This is a genomic window from Verrucomicrobiota bacterium (genome assembly GCA_037139415.1).
Classification (GTDB): domain Bacteria; phylum Verrucomicrobiota; class Verrucomicrobiia; order Limisphaerales; family Fontisphaeraceae; genus JBAXGN01.
The window spans coordinates 1-24930 of the sequence record JBAXGN010000121.1; the positions used below are offsets into that span (position 1 = coordinate 1).

Annotated in this window: 20 protein-coding genes; 8 read left to right on the forward strand and 12 right to left on the reverse strand. The window is 59.5% G+C overall.

Annotation, left to right across the window (positions count from 1 at the left end; translation table 11 throughout):
• Nucleotides 1-219 precede the first annotated feature (219 nt).
• From WCO56_19525 to WCO56_19535, 3 genes are all read left to right on the forward strand, one after another.
• On the forward strand, nucleotides 220-384 hold the full coding sequence (locus WCO56_19525) for a hypothetical protein (GenBank protein MEI7731772.1): 165 nt from the start codon (nucleotides 220-222) through the stop codon (nucleotides 382-384).
• Between the two features lie 107 nt (nucleotides 385-491).
• Nucleotides 492-2057, forward strand: a complete 1566-nt coding sequence (locus WCO56_19530; protein ID MEI7731773.1) for a 2-isopropylmalate synthase — start codon at nucleotides 492-494, stop codon at nucleotides 2055-2057.
• A gap of 75 nt (nucleotides 2058-2132) precedes the next feature.
• The gene (locus WCO56_19535) at nucleotides 2133-3530 is read left to right on the forward strand and encodes a glycosyl hydrolase (GenBank protein ID MEI7731774.1); all 1398 of its coding nucleotides are present in this window, start codon (nucleotides 2133-2135) and stop codon (nucleotides 3528-3530) included.
• Nucleotides 3531-3539: 9 nt separating this feature from the next.
• Here WCO56_19535 and WCO56_19540 read toward each other — a convergent pair whose 3' ends face one another.
• The 7 genes from WCO56_19540 to aspS all read right to left on the reverse strand — a co-directional run bounded on the left by WCO56_19540 (nucleotide 3540) and on the right by aspS (nucleotide 11684).
• Complete coding sequence (locus WCO56_19540) at nucleotides 3540-4025, reverse strand: hypothetical protein (protein MEI7731775.1); 486 nt, start codon at nucleotides 4023-4025, stop codon at nucleotides 3540-3542.
• Nucleotides 4022-4720, reverse strand: coding sequence for an LUD domain-containing protein (locus tag WCO56_19545; GenBank protein ID MEI7731776.1), 699 nt, complete (start codon nucleotides 4718-4720; stop codon nucleotides 4022-4024). The genes WCO56_19540 and WCO56_19545 overlap by 4 nt, the downstream gene beginning before the upstream one ends.
• Nucleotides 4721-5303: 583 nt before the next feature.
• Nucleotides 5304-5909, reverse strand: a complete 606-nt coding sequence (locus WCO56_19550; protein MEI7731777.1) for a YceI family protein — start codon at nucleotides 5907-5909, stop codon at nucleotides 5304-5306.
• Between the two features lie 471 nt (nucleotides 5910-6380).
• Nucleotides 6381-8294 (reverse strand): Hsp70 family protein, encoded by a 1914-nt coding sequence (locus WCO56_19555; GenBank protein MEI7731778.1) that lies wholly within the window; start codon nucleotides 8292-8294, stop codon nucleotides 6381-6383.
• 33 nt (nucleotides 8295-8327) lie between these two features.
• The gene (locus WCO56_19560) at nucleotides 8328-8702 is read right to left on the reverse strand and encodes an acyl-CoA thioesterase (protein ID MEI7731779.1); all 375 of its coding nucleotides are present in this window, start codon (nucleotides 8700-8702) and stop codon (nucleotides 8328-8330) included.
• A 49-nt stretch (nucleotides 8703-8751) separates the two neighbouring features.
• On the reverse strand, nucleotides 8752-9744 hold the full coding sequence (locus WCO56_19565; protein MEI7731780.1) for an NADPH:quinone reductase: 993 nt from the start codon (nucleotides 9742-9744) through the stop codon (nucleotides 8752-8754).
• Nucleotides 9745-9884: 140 nt separating this feature from the next.
• Nucleotides 9885-11684: an aspartate--tRNA ligase gene (aspS, locus tag WCO56_19570; protein MEI7731781.1), complete on the reverse strand. Its 1800-nt coding sequence runs from the start codon at nucleotides 11682-11684 to the stop codon at nucleotides 9885-9887.
• 247 nt (nucleotides 11685-11931) lie between these two features.
• On the opposite strand from aspS, the gene WCO56_19575 reads away from it, so the two are divergent.
• Genes WCO56_19575 through WCO56_19585 form a run of 3 tightly spaced genes read left to right on the forward strand, consistent with a single transcriptional unit; the run spans nucleotide 11932 to nucleotide 16189 of the window.
• A complete protein-coding gene (locus WCO56_19575; GenBank protein MEI7731782.1) occupies nucleotides 11932-13491 on the forward strand; it encodes an arylsulfatase in 1560 nt (519 codons plus the stop codon).
• A 20-nt stretch (nucleotides 13492-13511) separates the two neighbouring features.
• Nucleotides 13512-14945, forward strand: coding sequence for an aldehyde dehydrogenase family protein (locus WCO56_19580; protein ID MEI7731783.1), 1434 nt, complete (start codon nucleotides 13512-13514; stop codon nucleotides 14943-14945).
• Between the two features lie 14 nt (nucleotides 14946-14959).
• Entirely contained in the window at nucleotides 14960-16189 is a 1230-nt protein-coding gene (locus WCO56_19585) for a uroporphyrinogen decarboxylase family protein (protein MEI7731784.1), read from the forward strand.
• 67 nt (nucleotides 16190-16256) lie between these two features.
• Here the strand turns inward: WCO56_19585 and purN are convergent, their stop codons facing one another.
• Nucleotides 16257-16892: a phosphoribosylglycinamide formyltransferase gene (purN, locus tag WCO56_19590; protein MEI7731785.1), complete on the reverse strand. Its 636-nt coding sequence runs from the start codon at nucleotides 16890-16892 to the stop codon at nucleotides 16257-16259.
• Here purN and aat point away from each other — a divergent pair.
• A complete protein-coding gene (gene aat / locus WCO56_19595) occupies nucleotides 16891-17658 on the forward strand; it encodes a leucyl/phenylalanyl-tRNA--protein transferase (GenBank protein MEI7731786.1) in 768 nt (255 codons plus the stop codon). The genes purN and aat overlap by 2 nt on opposite strands.
• Here aat and WCO56_19600 read toward each other — a convergent pair.
• Nucleotides 17655-20825: a PAS domain S-box protein gene (locus tag WCO56_19600; protein MEI7731787.1), complete on the reverse strand. Its 3171-nt coding sequence runs from the start codon at nucleotides 20823-20825 to the stop codon at nucleotides 17655-17657. The two genes, aat and WCO56_19600, sit on opposite strands and share 4 nt — an antisense overlap.
• A gap of 18 nt (nucleotides 20826-20843) precedes the next feature.
• Nucleotides 20844-21860 carry a uroporphyrinogen decarboxylase family protein gene (locus WCO56_19605; GenBank protein MEI7731788.1) on the reverse strand — a complete coding sequence of 339 codons (1017 nt, stop codon included), beginning with the start codon at nucleotides 21858-21860 and terminating at the stop codon, nucleotides 20844-20846.
• A gap of 257 nt (nucleotides 21861-22117) precedes the next feature.
• On the opposite strand from WCO56_19605, the gene WCO56_19610 reads away from it, so the two are divergent.
• Entirely contained in the window at nucleotides 22118-23689 is a 1572-nt protein-coding gene (locus WCO56_19610; protein MEI7731789.1) for a putative Ig domain-containing protein, read from the forward strand.
• Nucleotides 23690-23717: 28 nt separating this feature from the next.
• Here the strand turns inward: WCO56_19610 and WCO56_19615 are convergent, their stop codons facing one another.
• Nucleotides 23718-24494, reverse strand: coding sequence for a dienelactone hydrolase family protein (locus tag WCO56_19615; protein ID MEI7731790.1), 777 nt, complete (start codon nucleotides 24492-24494; stop codon nucleotides 23718-23720).
• A 164-nt stretch (nucleotides 24495-24658) separates the two neighbouring features.
• Nucleotides 24659-24930, reverse strand: a 272-nt coding sequence (locus WCO56_19620) for a fibronectin type III domain-containing protein (protein MEI7731791.1), incomplete at its 5' end; no start/stop codon positions are given.

Here is a 24930-nt window from a genome sequence, read left to right on the forward strand (position 1 = left end):
CACTTCTGCGCACACGGCGTCGGTCACTTGGGAGACCAAGGTGGGCGACACCTCCGAAAAATGTCGTAAATAACGAGTATTCCGGACACCAAGTCATCGGAGCCCAAGGTCGAATTGGCGGGGGAAATGGGGGCCACTTCCACCTTGGGTACGCCATGACCGGGCAACGCTGAGTGGTTGCGGCCATGGACACGCCGTGGCTATCCGGCCATACGGCAAATGTCGGTGAATGAGGCTGGCTGGCTTGCCGAGGCGGAGCGGCTTAAAAAAACTTTTGACCGTAACCGGAAAATCCACTACGGTAACGCCGTTATGACACGGTACCTGAACCTGAATCTGCTTAACACGCTGCTGCGGTTGCGCCGCGTGGCAGTCGGGTTTTAGGTAATTCGGAAGATTTCCAAAACCCCGCTGCCGGCAGGTGGTGGGGTTTTTGTTTTGGGAAATGGGAACCGAATCACCGGGCGGCGGCAACGAAAGAAAAACAAAACATGAAAACGAACCGAATCATCATCTTCGACACCACGCTCCGCGATGGCGAGCAATGCCCCGGCGCATCCATGAACCTGCGCGAAAAGCTGGAGGTGGCCCGCCAGTTGGCGCGGTTGAAGGTGGATGTGATCGAGGCCGGGTTCCCGGTGATCAGTGATGGGGATTTTGCCTCCGTCAATGCCATCGCCAAGGAGATCAAGGGGCCGATCATCGCCGGGCTGGCGCGGTGCATGCCCAAGGATATCGAGGCCGCCGGTGCGGCGCTCAAGCCCGCCGGCAAACGCGGGCGCATCCATGTGTTTTTGGCGACGTCGAAGATTCACCGCGAGTTCAAGTTGGGCAAGGCGCAGGATGAAATCATCCGCCTGGCGGAGGATGGGGTGAAGCGCGCACGGTCGTTTGTGGATAATGTGGAGTTCTCGCCGGAGGATGGCTCGCGCACGGAGCCGGAGTTCCTGGTGGAGGTCTGCAAGGCGGTGGTCAAGGCCGGCGCGACCACGGTGAACGTCCCCGATACCGTCGGTTGGGCGGTGCCGGAGGAGTACGCGGCGTTGATTGGCAAGTTGTATGCGTCGGTGCCGGAGTTCCAAAGCGGCAAGGCGGTCATCAGCGTGCATTGCCATAATGATCTCGGGTTGGCGGTGGCGAATTCGCTGGCGGCGGTGCGGGCCGGGGCGCGCCAGGTGGAGTGTACGCTTAATGGCATCGGCGAACGCGCCGGGAATGCCGCGCTGGAGGAGATTGTGATGGCGCTCAAGACGCGCTCGGATTTTTACAGCGGCTTTAGCTGCGGCGTGAATTCGCGGGAGATCGTGAAGTCGTCGCGGTTGGTGTCGCGCATGAGCGGGTTCCTCGTGCAGCGGAACAAGGCGATCGTGGGGGAGAACGCGTTTGCGCATTCGGCCGGGATTCATCAGGACGGCATCCTCAAGAAGCGCGAGACGTATGAGATCATGGACCCCGAGGAGATCGGCTGGGGCAAGACGGAATTGCCGTTGACCAAGCACAGCGGGCGCGCCGCCGTGGCGTTGCGGCTCCGGCATCTTGGCTTGAAGCTGAATGATACCGAGATCAACGCGCTATTCCTCCGCTTCAAGGAAATCGGGGATAAGAAGAAGTTCGTCTATGACGAAGATCTCGCCGCGCTGGTCGAAGGACACATCACGGAGGTGCCGGAGACCTGGGCGTTGCAGTACCTGCACGTCACCAGCGGCAACAAAACCGTGCCGACCGCCACGGTGCAACTGCGGAAAGTGGGCGACAGCGATAGCATGGAGCAGGACGCCAGCATTGGCGACGGGCCAGTGGATGCCGCGCTCAAGGCGATTGACCGCCTGACCAAGACCAGCGGCAAGCTGATGGATTATTCGCTCCGCGCGGTGTCGCAGGGCAAGGATGCGGTGGGCGAAGTCACCGTGAAGGTGGATTTCGGGAATAATCAGGTGGTCACCGGCAAGGGCGCGAGCACGGATGTGATCGAGGCCAGCGCCCGCGCCTACCTGAACGCCGTCAACCGCCATTTTTGCAGCGCCAAGCGGACCGAGGCGGCCAATGGGAAGCCGTAACGCGGCTGCAACTGTGTTTAACGTTGTCACAAGACTGGATTCCGGGGAAAATATCCCCGGAAACGAGATGGAATTATGGCGATTAAAATTGATACGAAACTGACCCCGCAAAAGCTGGCGGGTAAACTGAACTGCGTTTTTGAGCTGTCGGCTCAGAAAATCCTGAGCATTGAGAAAAACTGGCAGCCATCGCGCGGTACCCCCGTGTTTACCGTTAAGGGACAGTACACCAGCCGCGGTTGGACGGAATGGACGCAAGGGTTTGAGTTCGGCTCCGCCCTGTTGCAATACGATGCCACCGGCGAGCAGAAGTTTCTGGAATTAGGCCGCAGCAAAACAGCGGAGCTGATGGCCTCTCATATCACCCACACCGGCGTGCATGATCACGGTTTCAACAATGTCTCCACCTACGGCAATTTGCTGCGCTTGATGCGGGAAAAGAAGATTCCGCACCACCTGTGTGAAGAGGAATTCTACGAGCTGGCGCTGAAATTATCGGGCGCGGTGCAGGCCAACCGATGGAGTTCGCTGGCGGAAGGCGGCGGGTTCATCTACTCGTTTAACGGACCGCATTCGCTGTTCGTGGATACCGTGCGCTCCCTGCGCGTGCTGGCCATCGCGCACAGTTTGGGCCATGTGCTGATGGGCGAACAGGATCGCAAGATTTCGTTGCTGGAGCGCCTGGTGCAACATGCGGACGCCACCGCGCGTTATTCCGTCTATCACGGCAAAGGCCGCGATGCGTATGACGTGCGCGGGCGCGTGGCGCACGAATGTATCTTCAACACCAACAACGGCGGCTTTCGCTGCCCGAATTCGCAGCAGGGTTATTCCCCGTTCAGCACGTGGACGCGCGGGCTCGCCTGGGCGCTGTGCGGTTTCGCCGAGCAATTGGAATATCTTCAGACCGTGCCGGACGCGCAACTCCGTTCCTTGGGCGGACGTGCGCGGTTCGAAAAGAACTGGCTCGAATCCGCCCGGGATACGGCCGACTTTTACCTGGCCAATTGCTGCACCGACGGCATCCCCATGTGGGACACCGGCGCGCCGAACCTGCACAAGCTGGGGGATTATCTCTCCAAGCCCGCCGATCCGTTTAACGCGTGGGAACCGGTGGATAGTTCCGCCGCCGCCATTGCCGCGCAGGGGCTTTATCGCCTCGGTAATTACCTGATGGATCAAGGCGACAAGGTGCAAGGGGGACAGTATCGCCAGGCGGCGCTGACCATCACGAACACGCTGGTTGACACGCCGTATCTTTCCCTGGATGCGAAACACCAAGGGCTTCTGTTGCATTCCGTCTATCACCGGCCCAATGGCTGGGACTACATCGCGCCGGGCCAGAAGATTCCCAACGGGGAAAGCTCCATGTGGGGCGATTACCACCTGCGTGAACTGGCGCTGCTGGTGTTGCGCGAGGCTAAGGGCGGGCCGTACCTGACGTTCTTCGGTTGTCTGCCGCGCGGGCGGTGATGGATCTGGTTACTGATCCAGGCAATCAATCACGGTTTTCAGGTACATCAGCTCCGTCTCGGCGTTGCCAGGGGTGGGTGTCTCGGACTCTTCCTGATGCGCCTGTAAGGCCGCGTACACCAGGCCGAGCAGCGGCACCTGATTATAGCCGTCCCAAGCGGTGCGGATACGTGAGAGCTGATCTGCTTCCGTGGCGCCTTGCAGAATTTCCTTGATCCACTGCTGGTTGCGTTCATGCGCCTGCCTCAACTCCAACTCGGTCACTTGGCGCAGGTCGGGCTGTCTGGCAGCCATGACGTCCCAGATCATCGTGCCGGTCATGAGCAATCGGCCACGGGACTCTTTGCCGATGACTTCATCCACCGCCAGTAAATACGCGCGCACGAACGGCTGTTTTGCCGCCAACACATCCACCCTTGATTCCGACTGTTCTGCGTTTTGCCGGATGATTCCCGCCAGAACCGTTTGGACGGCATCCAAAGGAATGGTCTTCATCCGGCGATGAGCAGGATCGTCAATTGCTTCGGGCCATGCGCGCCCAGCACCAGGATGCGTTCAATGTCGCCCGTGCGGCTGGGGCCGGTGATGAAGGACATGGTGCTGGGATAATTGCCTTCAAATTTCTGGTGCAGCAGGGCAAAGGCGGCGGGCAGATCGGGAATCAATTGATCGCGCGTAGCCACCACAATGTGATGCGGCGGCAACACCGAAAGCGCCCGGCCACCGCAATTGCGGCTGGTGATCAGCACGGACCCGGTTTGCGCGATCAAGGCTTCGCAGGTGGTGACGCCCGCTTCGCACTTTTCCATGGCGGCGGTTTCATAACCCGCATCGGTGTAGAGCAGGGCCGGGCCAGCCTCTTTGCAGGCCGCGTCGGTCAGGGCGCTGTGATGCGTGGCAATCGTCTTCCATTGGCCTTGTGTCGCCAGTTGCCGGATTTCCGCCGCCGCCGCTTCCACCGAGGGAACCACCTTGAAGGTCGCCTTCAGCAGATCCGCGTTCTTGGTGAACATGGCACGCCAATCTTCAAAGGTGGCGCCGACCAGCGGCAGCCAGGGTTTGAAGTTGGTGGGGCCAGACGAGGATGATTTGGCCGCAGTGGGAGCAGCATGGCTGCCGCTGCCAGGGGCCGGAGCCGGTTCCTTCAAGGCCTCGCGCACGCGGGCCAAAATTTCTTCACGAGCGTTCATACCAATGCCCGCGAGCTTATGCCCGCCGCGGGGCGGAGTTCAAGGCTAATGATGTTTTCTATCTCACCGATACTCAGATACGGAACCTCAGATCCTGCCCACCTCGTATTTTTCGTAATGTACCAACGCGCTTGATGCAGCCCTGAATGAGCAACGAGCGCCTCGCCGATTCGGACGCGCTCCCGCCGCCGCGCATTCCAAAACGCCTCTAACCGCATCGCGGCCAGTCCGGCGTTAGGAGGTCTGTATGGCTCAAGAAAGCAAATTTCTATCACTACTTCTTCTGATAGAGGCGGACGTAGTCAACGAGCAGGTTGTCTTCAGGGGGCAGGAAGTTCTCCCATTGGCTCGTGGGCCCGCACCAGGGGGCGGCTTCGACGCTGATCTTGATGAATGCCGGTTTGCGGCAGGTGCCCGCTAAATGGGTCCATGAAACCGCTGAAGGGGTCCATGAAATCCCGCAGGGGAATAGACTACCGGTTGGCGACTGGGAAATTCGCCAATTACTTCGTGATTACGCCGAAATCAGGTCTGCTTTAGGATTTTCCCGGCGAACCGTTTTCAGAGAATCCAATCGTTCGCGTTATTTGACCATCGGCGTCACGCGCCAACGGATGATCACTTTGATCTTGTCGCCAGTTTCGATTTTCATCGCCAGCAAATTCAGGCAAGGCGGGGCGATTTTGAAATCCGTCATCTTCATGTCAATGGTGCTGGAGAAAATCAAATCTTCGCTATCCTTTTCCAAAGTCACCGGCATGCTGATGGTATTGGTTACCCCGTGGATAATGAGGTCGCCCTTGGCCAATAAATCGCCCGGGGCCTTCTTCAACTCCAGCTCCTTTAGGATATAAACGATCCGCTGAAAGTCCGGATCATTCTCCACCTCCATTTGTTTGTACATCACATCATCCATGGACGAGCCACTGCTGCTGTGCATGGAACTGACGCGGATGATGACCTTCAGCTCGGCCTGGAGCTTGCCGGGCGTGCCCTTGGCCAGGGCGGCCGCATCGAGCTTCATGCTGCCGGCGATCATTTTACTTTCCACCCACCAATCATGGATGTTGGAAGTGCCTTCCACGCGGGCCTTGGTATCCCCGCCCGGCTTGGATTTATATTCCTTGAGATCCTGAGCCGAAGCCGCAAACGCGGAAATCAGCGTTATTCCCAGAGCGAGACGAATCATATTTTGTTTCATAAGCGGATGTAGTTAATAATTACTGGTAGAACTTGGTTGTTAGCGCTGTTCATGCTTTCACGCATCGCGGTGCGGCAAAGGAGCACGGCTTTTTCCTCGGAAAAGTCATTTTCAGCGCTTATGTTCATGGGTGAGACCATACGCGCACGCCGATACGGGTCAAGTGCATAAAGCAGGCTGGAGGCTGGAGACCTTCATCCATCCGGCGCCAGGCGATCACGATGAACGCCGGTTTGCGGCAGATGCCCTGCGACTTGGCAAGCGGGGGGCCTTCCTCGCCTTCCTCGACCGTCCCCCCCCGCGCCAAACGTTGGCTGATCGGCCCCATGGAATAACACCCCGCATGATGAATCTATGAAAATATCTTTCTGCCAATTATCGTTCTGCAAAATTTCGGGCTTCGGCCTTCTTTCGGATTTTTAACTTCGGACTGATGGTCATTGGTTCCCCATAAACCATTTAACTAATCAACCCCTTCTTGCGCAGCATGGCTTCCATGGCTTTGTCCATCATCAGGTCGGCCAGGCGGCGGGTGACTTCATCCAGCGCGGCGTTCGCGGCCTTGAGTTTGGTGGGGTCGCCCACTTTGGTGCGGGAATCTTCGGCGGAAAGCACTGCTTCAACGGCAGTCAGGGCGTCCTCGACTTGTTGTTTATAGGCGGCGTCCAATTCAGCGGCGCATTCGGCCAAACCTTTGCGGGTGGCCATGATGGTTTCACCAGCGCGGATTTTGGCTTCGATCCATTGGCGGGCGCGCAGGTCGTCAAAGGCGTGCTCGACGGATTCCTCGACCATCTTCTGCACTTCCGCATCGTCCACGTCCACGGCGGATTTCATCTGGACGATTTTCTGGTGACCGGTCTTCAGGTCGCGGGCAAGGACGTGCAAGATGCCGTTGGCATCTATTTCAAACTGCACGCCGACACGCGGCACGCCCTTGGGGGCGGGCTCAAATTCAATTTCAAAGCGGCCAAGGCTCCAGTTGTCGTTGGCTCGTTCGCGCTCGCCCTGTAACACATGGATGAGCATGGAACGCTGGTTGTCCACGGCGGTGGTGAATTGCTCGCCAGCCTTGACCGGGATGGTGGTGTTGCGCGGGATGATGACATTCATCAAACCGCCAAAGGTTTCAATGCCGAGCGATAGGGGCGTGACATCGAGCAGAAGCACGTTTTTGAAGCCGCCACTCAGGATTTCCGCCTGGATGGCCGCACCGAGGGCAACGGCTTCATCGGGATTTTGCGAGGTGTTGAGCTGGGGACCTTTGGCGACGTGATAGTCGTCACCCAAGCGGATGTCGCCGCGAGTCTCCTCGAACTCGACGCAGCCAAACCATTCAGAAACGAGGCGGCGGACCAACGGCATGCGGGTCTGGCCGCCGACCAGGATGACTTGATCGAGTTCGTTCGCCTGTAATTTGGCGTCGGCCAGAGAGCGCAGGCAATGGGCGCGGGTGCGCTCAATGATGTCGCGGGTGAGGCGTTCCAGTTCCGCGCGGGTCAGCTTGTAATTGAAGCTAAAAGCGGGCGTAAGAAAGGGCAGGGCGACTTCGACCTCGGATTCGGACGAAAGCCGGATCTTGGTTTGCTCGGCGGTCTCGCGAATGCGGGAGAGCATCGGCAGGTCGCGCGTGGCATCGGGGCCGCCGGCGGCTTTGATTTTTTCGACGAGGAAATCAATGAGGCGTTTATCGAGGTCATCCCCCCCAAGGCGGGTGTTGCCGTTGGTGGACAGCACCTGGAAGACGCCGGCGTTGAGTTCGAGGATGGAAAGATCGAACGTGCCGCCCCCGAGATCATAGACGGCGACCTTGGATTTTTCTTTCAGTTTATCCAGTCCGTATGCCAGGGCGGCGGCGGTGGGTTCATTGACGATGCGTTCGACGGTCAGCCCGGCGAGTTCGCCCGCTTTGATGGTGGCGTTGCGCTGGGCATCGTTGAAATAGGCGGGAACGGTAATGACGGCGCGGGTGATCGGTTCGCCCAGCGAGGCTTCGGCATCGCGTTTCAGCTTCTTCAGCACTTCGGCGGAAATCTCTTCGGGGGTCCAGGCGCGGCCATGAATGTCCATGGTGACCGTGCCGCTGCCTTCACCTTTGACGGGGTAGGTAACGAGCATCTCTTCCTTCGAGATGTCGGCACCGCGTCGGCCCATGAAGCGTTTGACCGAATAAACCGTCTCCGCCGGGCGCAGCACGCGGATGCGATTGGCGGGGTGGCCAACAATGGTGTCCTGGTTGGGGCCGGGGATGTTCACCACGGAGGGGGTCAGGCGCTGGCCATCGGGGGCCGCAATGACATACGGAATCCCGGAATCCACCATGGCCACCAGTGAATTGGTGGTACCCAAATCTATGCCGACAATTTTGCTCATAAGAATATAAACCGTTAAACCCCGGGAAACTGGCTAAATCAGAATCGGTTGACCGCCGGCGGATGGCGGCAGCGGCTCCTTGTGGCCATCCCGGAGGTTGACCATGATGGCAAAGGTGCGGAAGACTTCAACCTTGGTTCGGGCATTTTGCGCCCAGATGCGGATTTTGCAGGAGGTCTGCCCTAAGCTTTCCACCCCGCAATAAATCTTGATGATGTCGCCCTGGGTGACGGGCGAATTAAACTCGAATTGGCCAAAGAGTTTGGTGACAAAGTTGCCCGCCGGAAAGGCGAGGGAAGCGGCGGTATAAGCCATTTCATCGGCCCACTTCATCATGTAGCCGCCAAATAAATTACCGGCGTGATTCAGGAACTCAGGCCGGATCACCAAGGTTTTTTCATGCGTCATGCCGGGGACAACGTAACCCGAACGGCGGGAAAGTCAAAGCCCCGATGCATCAAGGTTTGAGAACGATTTTGCCAGCCAGCGTTCCGGCTTGGTGGATGGTGTTCTCCTCCTGTAAGCGATGGGCGGCAGCGGCCTCCGCCAGCGGCAGAATCCGGCCAATCCGCGATAGCAATTTGCCTTGGGCCATCCACCGGCTCATATCCTCGGCGCAGTGGCGCTGTTCTTGCGGGGTGGCTTGGAACATGGCAAACCCATGCAGCGAACAACCCTTGACATAAAACGGCCCGACGGGGAACGGCGGACGCGCCTCGCGTCCAGCCATCAGCACCATGCGCCCGCGTGGCGCGAGACAGCGGACGGTCTTGTCAAAATCCGGTTCACGCAAGGTTTCAAACCAGACTTGGACACCGCCGGGGGCGAACTTCCGAATTTCCGCTTCGACATCCTGGGTGCGGTAATTGATGGTCAGGGCCGCGCCTAGTTTGTGGGCCAGCGCGACTTTTTCAGGATTGCCCGCCGTGGTGATGACGCGTGCGCCCTCGGCTTTGGCCATTTGGATGACGGCGGAACCGACTCCACCCGTGCCGCCATGGACGAACACGGTTTCGCCACGTTGCAGCTTGGCATCGCGAAATAATCCAAGGTGCGCGGTGATGCCCACCAGGGCGAGCGCGGCGGCGGTCTCGAATTTGACGGAGGCGGGCAGGAGATAGAGGAACTCTTCATGGACGGCGGCGTATTCGGCAAAAGTCCCTTGCCGGCCCAGCAAGCCCTGGTTGCTGCCCCAGACGCGGTCACCCGGTCTGAAACGGCGGGCTTCGGGACCGACTGCTTCGACGACGCCCGCCAGGTCGCAACCCACGATAAATGGGAAGGGCAGGGGCATCGGCACCAAGCCACTGCGGATATAGGTATCCACGGGGTTGACGGAAACCGCATGGACGCGCACGAGCACTTGCGCGCCTGTCACCTGTGGTTTTGGCAGATCTCCGAACCGAATATTCTCCGGGGGACCAACGCTTTCAATATACGCAGCTTTCATCATCATAAGTCCTCAAAATAACCACCGTTTGGCAGAATCAAAATAATTCCGCCAGCAGTGACTGATCCCCGTAAAGCCAAATTTGCTATCGCACTGCAAATTTGGCCGGGCTCCCGATTCTCCCGCCCACCGCTCGCTCGCTATTCCTTCTTGGCCACCTTCACCTCGAGGTGCAGATCGCGCAGTTGGCGCGGTTCGGCAATCCCGGGCGAATCGGTCATCAGGCAGGTGCCTTTGGCCGTCTTGGGGAAGGCAATGACGTCGCGGATGCTGGGCGTGCCGCACAGGATGGCGATGAGGCGATCAAAGCCCAAGGCAATGCCGCCATGAGGCGGAGCGCCGTACCGGAAGGCCTCGAGCATGTATCCAAAGCGGGCCTTGGTCATGTCCGGTGGGATTTGCAGGATTTCTTCGAAGATGGTTTTCTGCACATCGGGCTGATGGATACGGATGCTGCCGCCGCCCAGTTCGACGCCGTTGACCACCACATCGTAGTGCTGGCCGCGGACCTTCTTGGGCTCGGTTTTGAGTAGCGGAATATCCTCCGCGACTGGCGCGGTAAAGGGATGATGGCTGGAGTACCAGCGATTCATTTCCTTGTCGAACGACAGCAGCGGGAAATCCACAACCCACATGAAGTTGAAACGATCGGCCGGGATGGTAAGTTTGCCCTGTTGCTTGAGGACCTCGGCGCAGTAGAGGCGAATCTTGCCGAGAATTTCGCAGGCGTTGAGCCATTGATCGGCGGCGAAGAGAACCAGGTCACCTTCCTCGATGCCGAGCTTTTGCGTAAGCGCGTCCTTTTCCGCCTGGCTGAAGAACTTGACGATGGGGGATTTCCATTCGCCTTTCTCCACCTTGATGAACGCCAGACCCTTGGCGCCAAAACTCTTGGCGTACTCGGTCATGGTTTCGATCTGCCCCTGGGTCGCGCAGGCCAGACCCTTGGCATTGATGGCCTTGACCACGCCGCCGTTGGCAATGGTGCCGCTGAACACCTTGAAGGTGCTGGCGCGGAACTCCTCGGTGAAATCCACCAGTTCAAGCCCGAAGCGGGAGTCGGGTTTGTCAATGCCCCAACGGTTCAGGGCTTCGTAAAAACTGATGCGCTTGAAAGGTGTGGGAATATCCTGGTTGAGCGCGGTCTTCCAGACGCGCTTGAGCAGGCCTTCGATAAGCGCGTAAATGTCCTCACGATCAATGAACGACATTTCCAAGTCCACCTGGGTGAATTCCGGTTGGCGATCGGCGCGCAAATCTTCGTCGCGGAAGCATTTGGCCAGTTGGAAATAGCGCTCGACGCCTGCCACCATGAGAATCTGTTTGAACTGCTGCGGGGATTGCGGCAGAGCGTAGAACATGCCGGGGTTGATGCGGCAGGGCACCATGAATTCGCGGGCACCCTCGGGGGTGGACTTGAACAGCATGGGCGTCTCCACTTCGAGGAAACCATTTTCATCGAAGTAATTGCGCGTGGCCATGGCGATTTTGTGGCGCAGGCGCAGGTTCTTGGCCATTTCCGGTCGGCGCAAATCGAGGTAGCGATGCTTGAGGCGGAGTTCCTCGTTCACCTTGGAGGCGGTTTCCGGGTCGTCCACCGGGAACGGCAGCACCTCGGCCATGTTCAGCACTTCCAACTCGCTGGCGATGATTTCGACTTCGCCGGTGGCGATCTTGGAATTGCTGGTGCCGACGGGGCGCTGGCGCACCGCGCCCGTCACGCGGATGACGCATTCGCTGCGCAACGCGGAAGCCTGCTCGCAAATTGCGGCGGGCGACATGGAGGGATCAAACACGGTCTGCGTGCGCCCCTCGCGATCGCGGATGTCAATGAAGTTGACCCCGCCGAGGTCGCGCCGGGAATGAACCCAGCCGTTTAAAATGACAGTCTGCCCGACATGGGTCAGGCGCAGTTCGTTGCAATGATGCGTGCGTTTCATGTATTTCTTAATCCTGGCGGCTTGGCCGCCGATTTCGGAGTGAGGACAACCATGTCCACCCGGCTCCGCCTGTGTTCAACAGGTGGCGGATAGTGGCCTGAGTGGGAACGTTTTTCCAGTGAAAAATTTAGAGTTCAAAATAACGTGTCTTGATTTTTTGAACACCATTCTTTTTTACAACGGGAAAAGTTTGTAGTACGCTGGTTTTATGAAATTGCGGCAGAGTATCTGGATGGCTATCGGTTGGATGACGCTCAACCTTGTGGTCTTGCCAACGCTGGTCAGCGCGGCCACGGCGGCCAAGCCGAATGTGGTCTATATCTTGGCGGATGACTTGGGCGTGGGCGATGTGAAATGCTTCAACTCCGAGGGCAAGATCGCGACGCCCAACATGGATAAACTGGCGGCGGAGGGCATGAAGTTCATTGATTGTCATTCCTCTTCCGCTGTGTGTACGCCAACCCGATACGGCATTTTAACGGGCCGCTACAATTGGCGGAGCCGGTTGCAATCCGGAGTATTGAATGGGTTTTCTCCGCCGCTGATTGAGGCGGGGCGTTTGACGGTCGCCGAACTCCTGAGGCAAAACGGGTATCACACGGCGGCTTTTGGCAAGTGGCATCTTGGCATGAACTTTGGCGCGAAGGGCCGAGCCGAAAGCACACCGGACAACGCGGACGTTGCCGATGAAGCCGCGACCCGTGCAAATACAGACTATTCCAAACCGATCAAGAATGGCCCGACGGCGGTCGGGTTCGATTATTACTTCGGCATTTCCGCCTCGTTGGATATGCCGCCATTCGTCTATATCGAGAACGACCGGTTCACGGCGCTGCCCACCACGGAGAAAACCTGGCTTCGCAAAGGACCGGCAGCGGCGGATTTTGAAGCGATTGACGTGTTGCCCACGCTGACCAAACGGGTGACCACCTATTTGGGTCAGCGGGCGGTGGAGGCCAGGAACGGCAAGCCGTTTTTCGTCTATATGCCGTTGAATTCGCCGCATACACCCATCCTTCCCACCGCCGAGTGGCAGGGAAAAAGCGGACTGAACGCTTATGGCGATTTCGTGATGCAAACGGATTGGACGGTGGGCCAGGTGATGGCCGCGTTGGAGCAGAATGGTCTGGCGGACAACACCATTCTGGTCATGACCTCGGATAACGGATGTTCGCCGGCGGCCAAGGTGGATGAGTTGACCAGCAAAGGTCATTACCCCAGCATGAATTATCGCGGGTATAAGTCGGATATCTGGGAAGGCGGCCATCATGTGCCATTTATCATTCGCTGGCCGGGGCATATCCAGGCCGGCAGCACCTCGGATCAAACGATCTGCCTGGTGGACCTGATGGGCACGTGCGCGGAAATCCTAGGGGCTAAGTTGCCGGCGAATGCCGGGGAGGATAGTGTCAGCCTGCTGCCCGCACTGTTGGGCAAGGCGGATAAACCGTTGCACGAGGCCGTGGTGCATCATTCCATTGAAGGCCGATTCTCCATCCGGCAGGGCAAGTGGAAACTGGAACTTTGCGCCGGGTCTGGCGGTTGGAGCGCGCCGAAGGAAGGCCCGGCGTTGAAGCAAGGGTTGCCATCCGTGCAACTGTACGACCTGAGTTCGGATGTCGGGGAACAAAACAATGTGCAGGAGAAATATCCGGAAGTGGTGGAGCGCCTGACCCAACTTTTGAAAAAATACGTCGCCGATGGCCGCAGCACGCCCGGTGAACCACAAAAAAATACGGTCGAACCAAACATTTTCAAATCAGTCGCTCCGGCGGCGGCGGGTGGCAAGAAGAAGAAAAAGCAATAATTCGTAAACCGGTAAAGAAGATGAACGCTGAATATCCATTCCTGGTGGACGGCCAGTGGCGGCAGAGCGCCCGGTCGCTTGAAGTTACGTCACCCTACGATGGCGAAGTGGCGGGGATTACCTACCAGGCCTCCCCGGAGGATGTGGAAGGCGCCATCCAGGCCGCCACGCGCGCGTTTGAAATCACCAAACGGCTCCCCACCCATAATCGGGCGGAGATCCTCGAAAAAACGGTTGCCGGCTTGAAGTCGCGCCGCGAGGAAATCGCACGCGTAATCGCGCTGGAGGCTGGCAAACCCATGAAGAACGCGCGCGGCGAAGTGACGCGCGCCATCGCCACCTTCACCGATGCAGTCGAGGAGTGCAAACGCCTGCGGGGCGAGTGGCTGCCGCTGGATTTGGATGCAGCCTCCGAGGGACGGCATGGGTTGGTCCGGCGGTTTCCACTGGGGCCGGTGGCGGCGATCACGCCTTTTAACTTTCCGCTCAACCTGGTGTCTCACAAAGTGGCTCCGGCCCTGGCGTGCGGCTGTTCGCTCGTGCTCAAGCCGGCCACCAAGACGCCACTCACAGCTTTACTGCTTGCGCGGATCGTCACCGAGGCGGGCGCGCCGCCGGGAATGTTGAATGTGCTGCCGTGCGCCTCCCGCGACGCGCAACCGCTCATCACCGATGATCGGTTGAAACTGCTCACCTTTACCGGCAGTGCCCCCGTAGGTTGGGGCTTGAAGGCGCTGGCTGGCAAGAAGCGGGTGGCGTTGGAACTGGGTGGCAACGCCGGCGTGGCGGTGCATTCGGACGCGGACCTGGATTACGCCGCCCAACGCTGTGTCATGGGCGGCTTTGCGTATGCCGGGCAAGCCTGTATTTCCGTCCAGCGCATCTATGTGCATCGTCCGGTGTTCGACGCGTTTGCCGCAAAGTTGGTCGCGCTGACCGCCCGCCTGAAGTTGGGCAATCCGCTTGATGAGGCCACCGACGTGGGCCCGATGATCTCGCTGGAGGAAGCGCAGCGCGCCCAAAAATGGGTGCAAGAGGCCGTGGCGCAGGGTGCGAAGATTCTGCTGGGCGGCGGGCGGGACGGATTGATCATGCATCCGACCATCCTCACCAGCACGCGCCCTGCCATGCGGGTCTGCTGCCAGGAATTGTTTGCGCCGGTGGTCACCTTGGAACCGTATGACGATTTCCGGCAGGCTGTCCACGCCATCAACGACTCCGCGTATGGCTTGCAGGCGGGCATCTTCACGCGCGACGTGCAGGCGATTTTTTCCGCGTTTGAGGAATTGGAAGTGGGCGGCTTGCTGATGAACGATGTGCCCACCTGGCGCTCCGATCCCATGCCGTACGGTGGGATGAAGGATTCCGGCAACGGACGGGAAGGCGTGCGCTATGCCATGGAAGAAATGACCGAACGAAAAATCCTGGTGTTTCACCTGACCGGCAACCCCTGAATCCACAACCTATCATGACTTCCCGCGAACGCATTTTGACCACGCTGGCGCACCGCGAGCCAGACCGCATTCCGGTGGACCTTTCCGGGCATCGCTCCTCGGGCATTGCCGCGCTGGCCTATTACGGTTTGCGCCAATACCTGGGCCTGCCCCAGAAACCGTTGCGCATCTACGATCCCGTACAACAACTCGCCATCGTGGATGAGGATGTCTTGCAGCGGTTCGGCGTGGATACCATTGAATTGGGGCGCGCGTTTGCGCTCGAAGACCGTCACTGGGCCGAATGGGTGTTGCCGGATGGCACGCCCTGCCTGATGCCGGTCTGGGCTAAGCCGGAACGCCAGGGGGCGGATTGGATCATCCGCTCCGCCAGTGGGCGCAGCATCGCCCGCATGCCGGAAGGCTGCCTCTACTTCGAGCAGGAATACTATCCCTTCGCTGAACAGGATGATTTCGCGCGACTCGAAGAGGCCTTCGCGGAATGCATGTGGACGGCGGTGGCCTCGCCGCCTGGGCCGCTCGTGTCCGGGCCGGGCGGAACGGATGCCTTGGCGGAAGGCGCGCGCCGGTTGCGCGTCCAGACGAATCGCGCCATCATTGCGCTCTTTGGCGGCAACCTGCTGGAACTCGGCCAGATGTTTTACCGCAACGACAACTTCTTCCTGCTCCTGGCGGGTGCCCCTGGTCGCGCTCACGCATTTCTCGACCGCCTGGTGGAACGGCACCTGGCCAACCTCGAACGATTCCTCGCGGCAGTGGGGCCGCACATTGACATCCTCCTCTTCGGGGATGATCTGGGCATGCAAAATGGACCCCAGATTTCGCCGAAGATGTACCGCGAATTCTTTTTCCCGCGCCAGCAGCGCATGTGGCGGCGGGTCAAGGAACTCGCGGATGTGAAGATCATGCTGCACTGCTGCGGGGGGGTGCGGGAACTTTTGCCCGGTCTGATCGAGGCTGGCCTGGACACCATCAACCCGGTGCAGATCACCTGCCGCGGCATGGACCCGGCGGAACTGAAGCGCGAGTTTGGCCACGCCCTGACCTTCTGGGGCGGCGGATGCGACACGCGCGACGTGCTGATGCGCGGCACCCCCGCGCACATCCGCGATCACGTCCGGCGCATGATGGACATCTGGCGCCCCGGCGGCGGCTACGTCTTCCAACAAGTCCACAACCTCATGGCCGACGTTCCGCCACAAAATATCGTCGCCATGTTCGATGCTGTGAATGGGAAAGCGTAAGCGTGCGCCCGGTCTCTTGCGACGCACAACCAAACACGGTCAGAGGCCCCTCAAGCAGGGTGCCAGCTCACAACGTCGGTTTCAGTCCCTGCACAGATCTTCCTTCGATCCGATATTCCTTGCGCGCCAGGGCAGCGACGCAGCGCGGGTAGAGTTCTCGCTCGGCAACCTGGATGCGTTCGTGCAGCGTGGCGTAGGTGTCGCCGTCCAGCACCGGCACCGCTTGCTGCCCGATCACGGGCCCGGTATCCACGCCTTGATCCACAAAATGCACGGTGCATCCGGTCACCTTCACGCCGTAATCCAGCGCCTGTTTCCACGCTTCCAATCCCGGAAAGGAGGGGAGCAGCGACGGGTGAATATTAATCACCCGCCCCGCGAAGGCTTTCAAGAATGCGCCTTTGAGAATGCGCATGAACCCGGCGAGCACCACCAATTCCACGCCCGCATCGTTCAACTGGCGGATGTACGCCGCCTCGGTTTCCTCATCCAGCTTGGTGCGAAATTTTCCGGGTGGCGCATAGGTGGCGGGGATGCCGCGCTGCCGGGCGTGGGTCAGGATGCCGGCGTTTTCCACATCGCTCAGCACCAGCGCCACCTGCGCCGGGACTTGCTGCGCGGCGCATGCGTCCGCAATGGCGACAAAATTGGAGCCTTTGCCGGACCCCAGCACTCCGAGACGAAACATATCACGCGAATTCATGCGCCCATTGATACCGTTCCCGGTCGAAAGCGACAAGCTGGATTTACAAACGCCTGCCCATCCGCTAGGCTTTCCCGCGGATAGGTATTCGTGGTTGTATTTGGATATGATATTCCGGCTCACAGAACAATTGGCGTTTCCGAATCCACAACTGGCAATGCGCGGAGAGCATAATGGCTTGCTGGCGGTGGAGGGGGATTTGTCTGTGCCGCGCCTGCTGCTGGCCTACCGCAGTGGGATTTTTCCCTGGAGCGTCAACCCGATCACCTGGTGGTCGCCCGATCCCCGCGCCCTCTTTGAGCTGGACGCCTTTCATGTCTCGCACAGTCTGGCGCGCACGTTGCGCCGGGGCGTTTTTGAAATCACCGTTAATCGCGCCTTCCGGGAAGTGATGATCGCTTGCTCCCGCCCCGATTGTGAGAATCGCTGGATTTCGGAGGAGTTCATTGAAGCCTATTGCGCCCTGCACACCCAGGGGCACGCGCATAGTTTGGAGTGCTGGCGCGATGGGGAATTGGCTGGCGGGATCTATGGCGTCGGCATCGGTGGTGTGTTTGCCGGGGAATCCATGTTCCACCGGCAGACGGACGCCTCCAAAGTGGCGCTCTTCCATTTGATTCAGCGCTTGAAGGAACGCGGCTATGCTTTGTTTGACATTCAGATGCTCACCCCGATCACGCAGCAATTGGGGGCCACTGAAATTCCGCGCCGCGATTATCTGCGCCGGCTGAAAGCGGCGGTCGCGCAAACCTGCCGCTTCGTCTAACTCTGGACGCCAGTTGCCGGTGGCCCCTCATCCAGACAGCGCCGCACCATCTGGGCCAATTGTCCGGGCATGAACGGCTTTTGCAGGTAGAATTTCAACTCATGCAACGCCGTTCCCTGCGCCGAATCCAAGGGGCTGCTGTAGCCGCTGGAATAAATCACCTTCAGGTTCGCCTTTTCGCGCAACAGCATTTGCGCCAGGTCCAGACCGTTCAACCCGCCCGGCATCACGATGTCGGTCAGCAATAATTGGATATTCTGGTGTTGCTCCGCCCAGACCTTAAGCGCGGCTGCGCCGCAATCCGCCTCCAAAACCCGGTATCCCCGCATTTGCAGGATTTCCTTGGCCAGCGAGCGCACATCCAGTTCGTCCTCCACCAGCAGAATGGTTTCGGTGCCCCCACGTACTCTGGGCGGCGGCACGGGAACCTCGGCTAGCGGAGCCACGCGGGCAAGTGCCGGCAGATACACAAAAAAGGTGCTGCCGCCGCCCGGCGAGGTTACCACCTCCAGCCAGCCTTGATGCTGGTCCACAATCCCATCCACCATCGAAAGCCCCAAGCCGGTGCCTTTGCCCACATCCTTGGTCGTGAAGAATGGCTCGAAGATGCGCGGCAACACTTCGGGAGGGATTCCCGTGCCGGTATCCCGCACGCTCAGACGCACAAATTCACCGGCACGCGCACGATCCACTCGCCGCGCCTGATCTTCCGTGACGCGGAGCGTTTCGATGCCGATCACCAGGCGTCCGCCATTGGGCATGGCATCGCGCGCATTGGCGGATAAGTTCAACAGCACCTGCTCCATCATGCCGGCATCCGCCAGCACCAACGGCATCCTCGATTGATAGGCAAATTCCAGCCGGATATCCTCGCCGATGATGCGCTGCAACATGCGGGTCAGGTTCCCCACGCATTCATTCAGGTCCAAGGGACGTTTTAGGATGGGCTGTTTACGCCCAAACGCCAGCAGTTGCCGGGTGAGGTTGGCGGCCCGTTTGGCGGCCTCGGACACTTGCCGCAGGGAATCTTGCGCCCGCCCCTGGATGCTGGTATTCAATTGCAGCAGCTCGGTGTGCCCCTGAATGACGGTGAGCAAATTATTGAAGTCGTGCGCCACCCCGCCGGCCAGCCGCCCGATGCTCTCCATCTTCGAGGATTGCCGCAGCTTTTCCTCCATGGCTTTGCGCTCGGTGATGTCCTGCTGCACGGCGATGAAGTGGGTGATGCGCCTCCGATTATCGCGCACCGGCGTCACCGTTTGTTCCTGGGTGTAGAGCACGCCATCTTTGCGCCGGTTGATGAGTTCCCCCTGCCAGACGTTCCCGGCCAGAATCGTTTCCCACATCGCGGTATAAAACGCCGCCTCGTGTTTTCCCGAGTTAAGGAACCGGGGCGTCATCCCATGGATGTCGGACAGCCCATAGCCGGTCATCTTGGTGAACGAGTCATTGACCCACACGACCGCCCCCTCGTGGTTGGTGATCATCATGGCGTTGCTGGCAGATTCCAGCGCCGTGCTCAATAGGCGTAGCTCGGACTGAGCGCGCAGCCGTTCCGTAATCTCAAAGAACATGACCGCCAACCGGCCCGGCCCGGCCCGAAACGCATGGACTTCAAACGCGCCCGAGATCGTTTCGTCCGAATACTTCAACTGCTCGGATTGCCAGGGGATGCCAGTGCGGCAAACTTCCCGGTAACGCTCGGGGATGTCGGTTTGTGGCAGGCCGGGAAAGGCTTCCTCCAGTGTTTTGCCGAGAATATCCGTATGGTCCCGCTTCAGGATGGCGTCGGCTGCCGGGTTCGCGCCGATCATGATCAATTTATCATCCGCCGCAAAGTCATACAGATGGATTCCCATCGGTGAGGAATGGACGATGCTGCGAAAGCGTTCCTCGGAATTGCGCATCGCCTGTTGGGTGCGTCGCCGTTCAAGGTGCCGCCACATGCCTTCCATCAGGAGGGTCAACTGGCGGGCGTCGGCCTCGGTGTAGGGTTCGTCTTTATTGGCCACCCCCACCACGGCCACGATGTGTTGATTCTGAAAAACCGGCACCCCCAGATGACTTTGAATCGCAACATGCCCCATGGGTGTCCCTTTTTTTTGAGACAGCATCCCAGGGTAGTCATTGGCGAAGACTGCGGCGCGTTGCCGGATCGGCTCGCCCCAGAGCCCGGTATCCGCGACGTTGAAAATCATCGGACGATCCGCAGTTTTGCAATCCGCCATGGCATCGCGCGACCACGCATACATCGTCAGCACGGATTCGTTTTCATTGGCAAACGCCACATAGCCGTACTGGCTGCCCGTCAGGCGCACGCCCTCTTCGAGCGCATAATTAACCAATTCGTGCTCCGTCCCGGCATCCATGCGGCCCAAATGAATCAACGATTCCATGCGGGCTTCTTCCATGGCGTGCTGATGCTCGGCCTGTTTACGCTCGGAAATGTCTGTGGCCATGCCCACATAGTGGGCGACCTTTCCTTGCTCGTTGTATAACATGGAGATGCTTAAATGCACCCAGACAATGTGGCCGTTCCGATGAAGGTAGCGCTTTTCCAAGTGGCAGGATGCCGCTTGGTTTTCCACCGCCTCACGCACCAACTTGCGCTCATACTCCCAATCAAGGACATGCGTGATCGTCTGAGGCGTCTGGGCGAGCAACTCTTCGGCGGTGTAACCCACCAGCCGTTGAAATTGCGGGTTCGACTCCACGATTTGGTTGTCCGCCCCCACCCAGATGATGCCGATCCCTGCCTGATCGAAGACCGTTCGGAACTTCATTTCCGCCGTCTTGCGCGCGGTAATATCGCGTACGGCGATGGCGAGCACCGGTTGTCCCTGGTAATCGATGGTTTTGAACTGCACTTCCACCGGCACGGTGCTCCCGTCCTGCTTGCGCATGGCACTTTCCCGCGTCCCGGCAGTCGGCAGGGTGGTCAGGCTCTGGCGGACGCTCTCGACGAGCTGCGGCGCCAAAAAGTCCAATACCGGACGCCCCACGATTTCACTCAGTTCGCAACCGAGCAATTCCGCCAGGCGCGGGGTGGCATCCAACACGAGGCCATCCTTGATGAGCGCCAGGCCTTCGCAGGCCGCCTCGTAAAATACGGTCAACCGCTCCGCATTGGCGGGAATCGGCGGCGTGGTGCTGGACGACTCGTTCATCTGGCGGGGACTTCTTTGCTATCCAGGTATATGACTGCGGGCGTAATCGCAAAGCGCGCGCAGGTTGGCCTCTGGCGTGTCGCGCGGCACTTCGCAACCGGCGCCCACGATGAATCGCCCGCCGGCCTGCCGATGGCACTCGCTCACGGCGGCAGTGACGGCTTCCGGCGTCGCATTGCGGAGCATGGCCACTGGATTCAGGTTCCCGAGGATGATTTGTTGCCCGCCCATCTGCGTCCGGCCTTCGGAGACGGGTACCAGGGAATCCAGATCCACGATATCGCAGCCCAACTGGCCCATCCCACGGAGGATTTTCCGGGCATTGCCGCAAATGTGCAGCCGCACGCCCATGCCCATGGCCCGCAATCCCGCCACCAGTTTCTGTTCGTATGGCAGCACAAACTCCTCGTAAATCTGCGGCCCGACCAGCGAGGCGGCGGCGTCGCCCACGCCAATGATATCCGCGCCCGCTTCCATTTGGGCGCGGGCAAACTGCAACTCCATTGCCACAATGAACTCGAACAAATCCCGGACAAACTGCGGATCATCGTAAAAATCCATCATCAACGTGTTGATGCCGCGCAAGTCCGCCGCCTGCGCGCAGGGGCCTTCCACCCAGCCTTCGATCAGCTTCTCGCCCCGCGTTTTCTCCTTGAACAACGCCGCCGCCTTCACCCGATCATGCATCCGTCCGCCGCCCAGGGGATCGGGCAGCTTCAATCGGACGAGTTCCGTTTTATCCATCAGGCGCGCCTGGTCCTCCAGGATGGCCGGCGGTTGGTCGTCGAAGTAGGCAATCTGCGCCCCGCAATCCGCCGCCTCGCGGGCCGGATCCGAAATGCAGGAAACATAATCAAAGCCAAACTTCCCGGCGGTGAACAATTGCGCCTCGACTAACGCGCGGTAATCGCTGGCATACCGTCCATAGGGGATGCCGCATTGATCGGCGGCAAACATCATGGTGATGGGCATGAGCGGTAGGTGATCTACCGGCAGCCCCTTAAGATGGTTCAAAATCCGTTCGCGACCATTCATGATAGTGTTGTTTGAGGGGATAACTTTCCAGAGTTGGCCATATTTACAAGATTTATCTGGTGACAATTATGAATCGTTGTTTTGCGTATTGTGCAAGGCAGGGGAATCAGCCATGATTCACCCCGATGAAAGTCGAATTCGAAGCATGGCGTGAAACGTTTCACGGTGGCCCGTGGAATTCATCCGTGTCCATCCATCCATCCTTCTGGAGATCGGCAATCAATCCAGCTCAAGTTAATCTCAACCAAAACAACAACATGCGCTCTCTTCCATCATTCACCCTCGCAGCCTTGATGCTATCGCCACTGGCCGTTCTTCATGCTGCCACGGCACAACCTGCCGCTCAACCCGCGGCGGAACGCATTATCCTCTCTCCGCCTCCCGCGGCCTCGCCGCGCATCAATGGCCCGCAGGTTTACGGGGCGCGGCCCGGCCATCCGTTCCTTTACCGCATTCCCTGCACCGGCGAACGCCCCATGAAGTTCACCGCCGAAGGTTTGCCTGCCGGGCTCGCGCTGGATGCGGATACCGGCATCATCACCGGCACCACTCCCCAGCGTGGCGAATACCAGATCACCTTTCGCGCAAAGAGTTCGCGCGGCCAGGCGGAGCGTCCGTTCAAGCTGGTGGCGGGTGATACCCTCTCGCTGACCCCTTCCATGGGCTACAACCATTGGTACACCCACTACAATCGCATCACCCAAAAGCTGATGCAGGAGGCGGCGGATGTCGTGGTGTCCAGCGGGATGGCGGATGCCGGCTATCAGTATGTGAACATCGATGATTGCTGGATGAATGCCGCTTCGCTCAGCAAATACCAGACCGACCCCAAACGCGTGGGGCCGATCCGCGATGCGCAAGGCAACCTGGTTCCCAACGCTTACTTTCCGGACATGAAAGGCTTGGCGGATTACATTCATTCCAAGGGTCTGAAGGCCGGGCTGTACACCTCGCCCGGGGCGCGCACCTGCGCCGGGTTTGCCGGCGCTTATCAGCATGAAGAGCAGGATGCCAGGCTGTTTGCCAGTTGGGGTTACGATTTCCTCAAGTACGACTGGTGCTCCTATGGGCAGGTGGTCGGCAAGAAACCCGACCTGGCCGCCATGCAAAAGCCTTTCCGCCTGATGGGCGATCTGTTGAAGCAACAACCGCGCGACCTGGTGTTCAACCTCTGCCAGTACGGCATGGGCGAAGTTTGGAAATGGGGCGCGGAAGTCGGCGGCCATTCATGGCGGACCGGCGGCGACCTCGGCTTTGAGCTGAACCGCATTTTCGAGATTACGCTGAAGAATTGCGCCCTGCGCGAGTTCAACCGGCCAGGGGCCTGGAACGATCCGGATTACATCCAGATTGGCTGGATTGGCGCGCAACGCAATGGCGCCTTTGAAATGCCGCATCCCTGTCCGCTGACGCCCCAGGAACAGTACAGCTTCATGTCCCTGTGGTGCCTCATGGCGTGCCCGCTCTTTTACAGCGGCGATATGAGCAAGCTGGATGATTTCACCCTGCGCATCCTGTGCAATCCGGAACTCATTGACATCAACCAGGACGCGCTCGGCCAATGCGCGCGCATTCAAAGCCGCACTCCGGAAGGCTTCGTTCTGGTCAAGGATTTGGCCGATGGCAGCAAGGCGGTTGGCCTCTGCAACCAACTGCGCAAACCTCAATCCATGTCCGTGAAATGGGCGGACCTCGGTTTGGCCAAGCCCGCGCGTGTGCGCGACTGCTGGCGCTTTGTGGATGTCAAAGGCACGGCGGATGGCTGCGAACTCGGAGTCGCCCCGCGCTTTGTCGAAGTGCTGCGCCTTTACCCTACCTCCGCCAAATAAAGATCGCCCGGCGAACGGCCCAAGGAGATTACTTCAGAACTTCGCCGAAGAACAGCTTCATGAGTTCCCACGAGCGGCGGTCGGCGGGTTCGTTATAGGCTGCCACGGGTGAGACGCCGGGTTTGGCGTTCCAATCGGTGAAGCTGTGCACCGCGCCGCCGAACTTCACCAGTTGCCAATCCACCTGCGCGGCGCGCATTTCCTCCTCAAACGCCGCCAGGTCCTTCGCGGGCACTGCCGGATCGTCGGCCCCGTGCAGGGCGAGCACTTTGCATTTGATATTCTTGCCGTCCGCCGGGGCGGGGGAATCCAGCCCGCCGTGGAAGCTGACCACGCCGTTGAGTTCGGCCCCGCTGCGCGCCAGTTCGATGACCGCGGTGCCGCCGAAGCAATAGCCGATGGCCGCCACGCGGGCGGTGTCCACCTGCGGCTGTTGCTTGAGCCAGGCCAGGCCGGCATTCACGCGCTCGCGCAGCAACGCCCGGTTGCCCTTGTATTTGCCCGCCTGGGCGCCGGCCGCTTGCGGGTCTTTGGGGCGGATGCCCTGGCCGTAAATATCGCAGGCAAAGGCCGCATAGCCCAGCTTCGCCAGCATGTCGGCCCGCTTCTTTTCGTAATCGGTCAGGCCCTTCCATTGATGCACGATGAGCACGGCCGGGCGTTTGCCGGGGAGCGCGTCGTCATACGTGAACCAGCCTTCCAGGGTGGTTTCCCCCTGTTTATATTCGACGGTTTGGGTGCGAATCTCCGCCTGGGCCAGGCTGGCCAGGGTCAACGTCAACATCAGCAGCACAATACGTTTCATGGGGAATAGATAGCCCATGGTTGCGCAGAAGCAAATCCGGTGCCTGGAGCCGAAGCCATTCCCTTCCTGCCCGGCGGAACAAGGCAGAGTCTCGCGGCCTCGCCAGACGCAAAAAAAAGCCGCCCTGGGATTGCCAGGGCGGCGGCGGCTCAAACCAAACCGACTCAAGACGGCATAAAAACGACCAGCTCCGACCATGGGCCGGGGCCGTCCTGGCCAAAGGCACAGATGCGGAACGAGTAATCCTTGCCGCGTTCCAGGCCGGCGATCTTGATTTTGTGGCAGGAGCTGTGCTGCGCGCCGACCTTCCAATTGGCGGGCACGGATGTATCGCCCAGGCAATATTGCACCTCGAACATGCGCGCCCCGCGCGGGCTTTTGGCGCTGACAACCACCGTGCCGGGCAACGTACCGGCGACCACCTTTAAATTCTGCG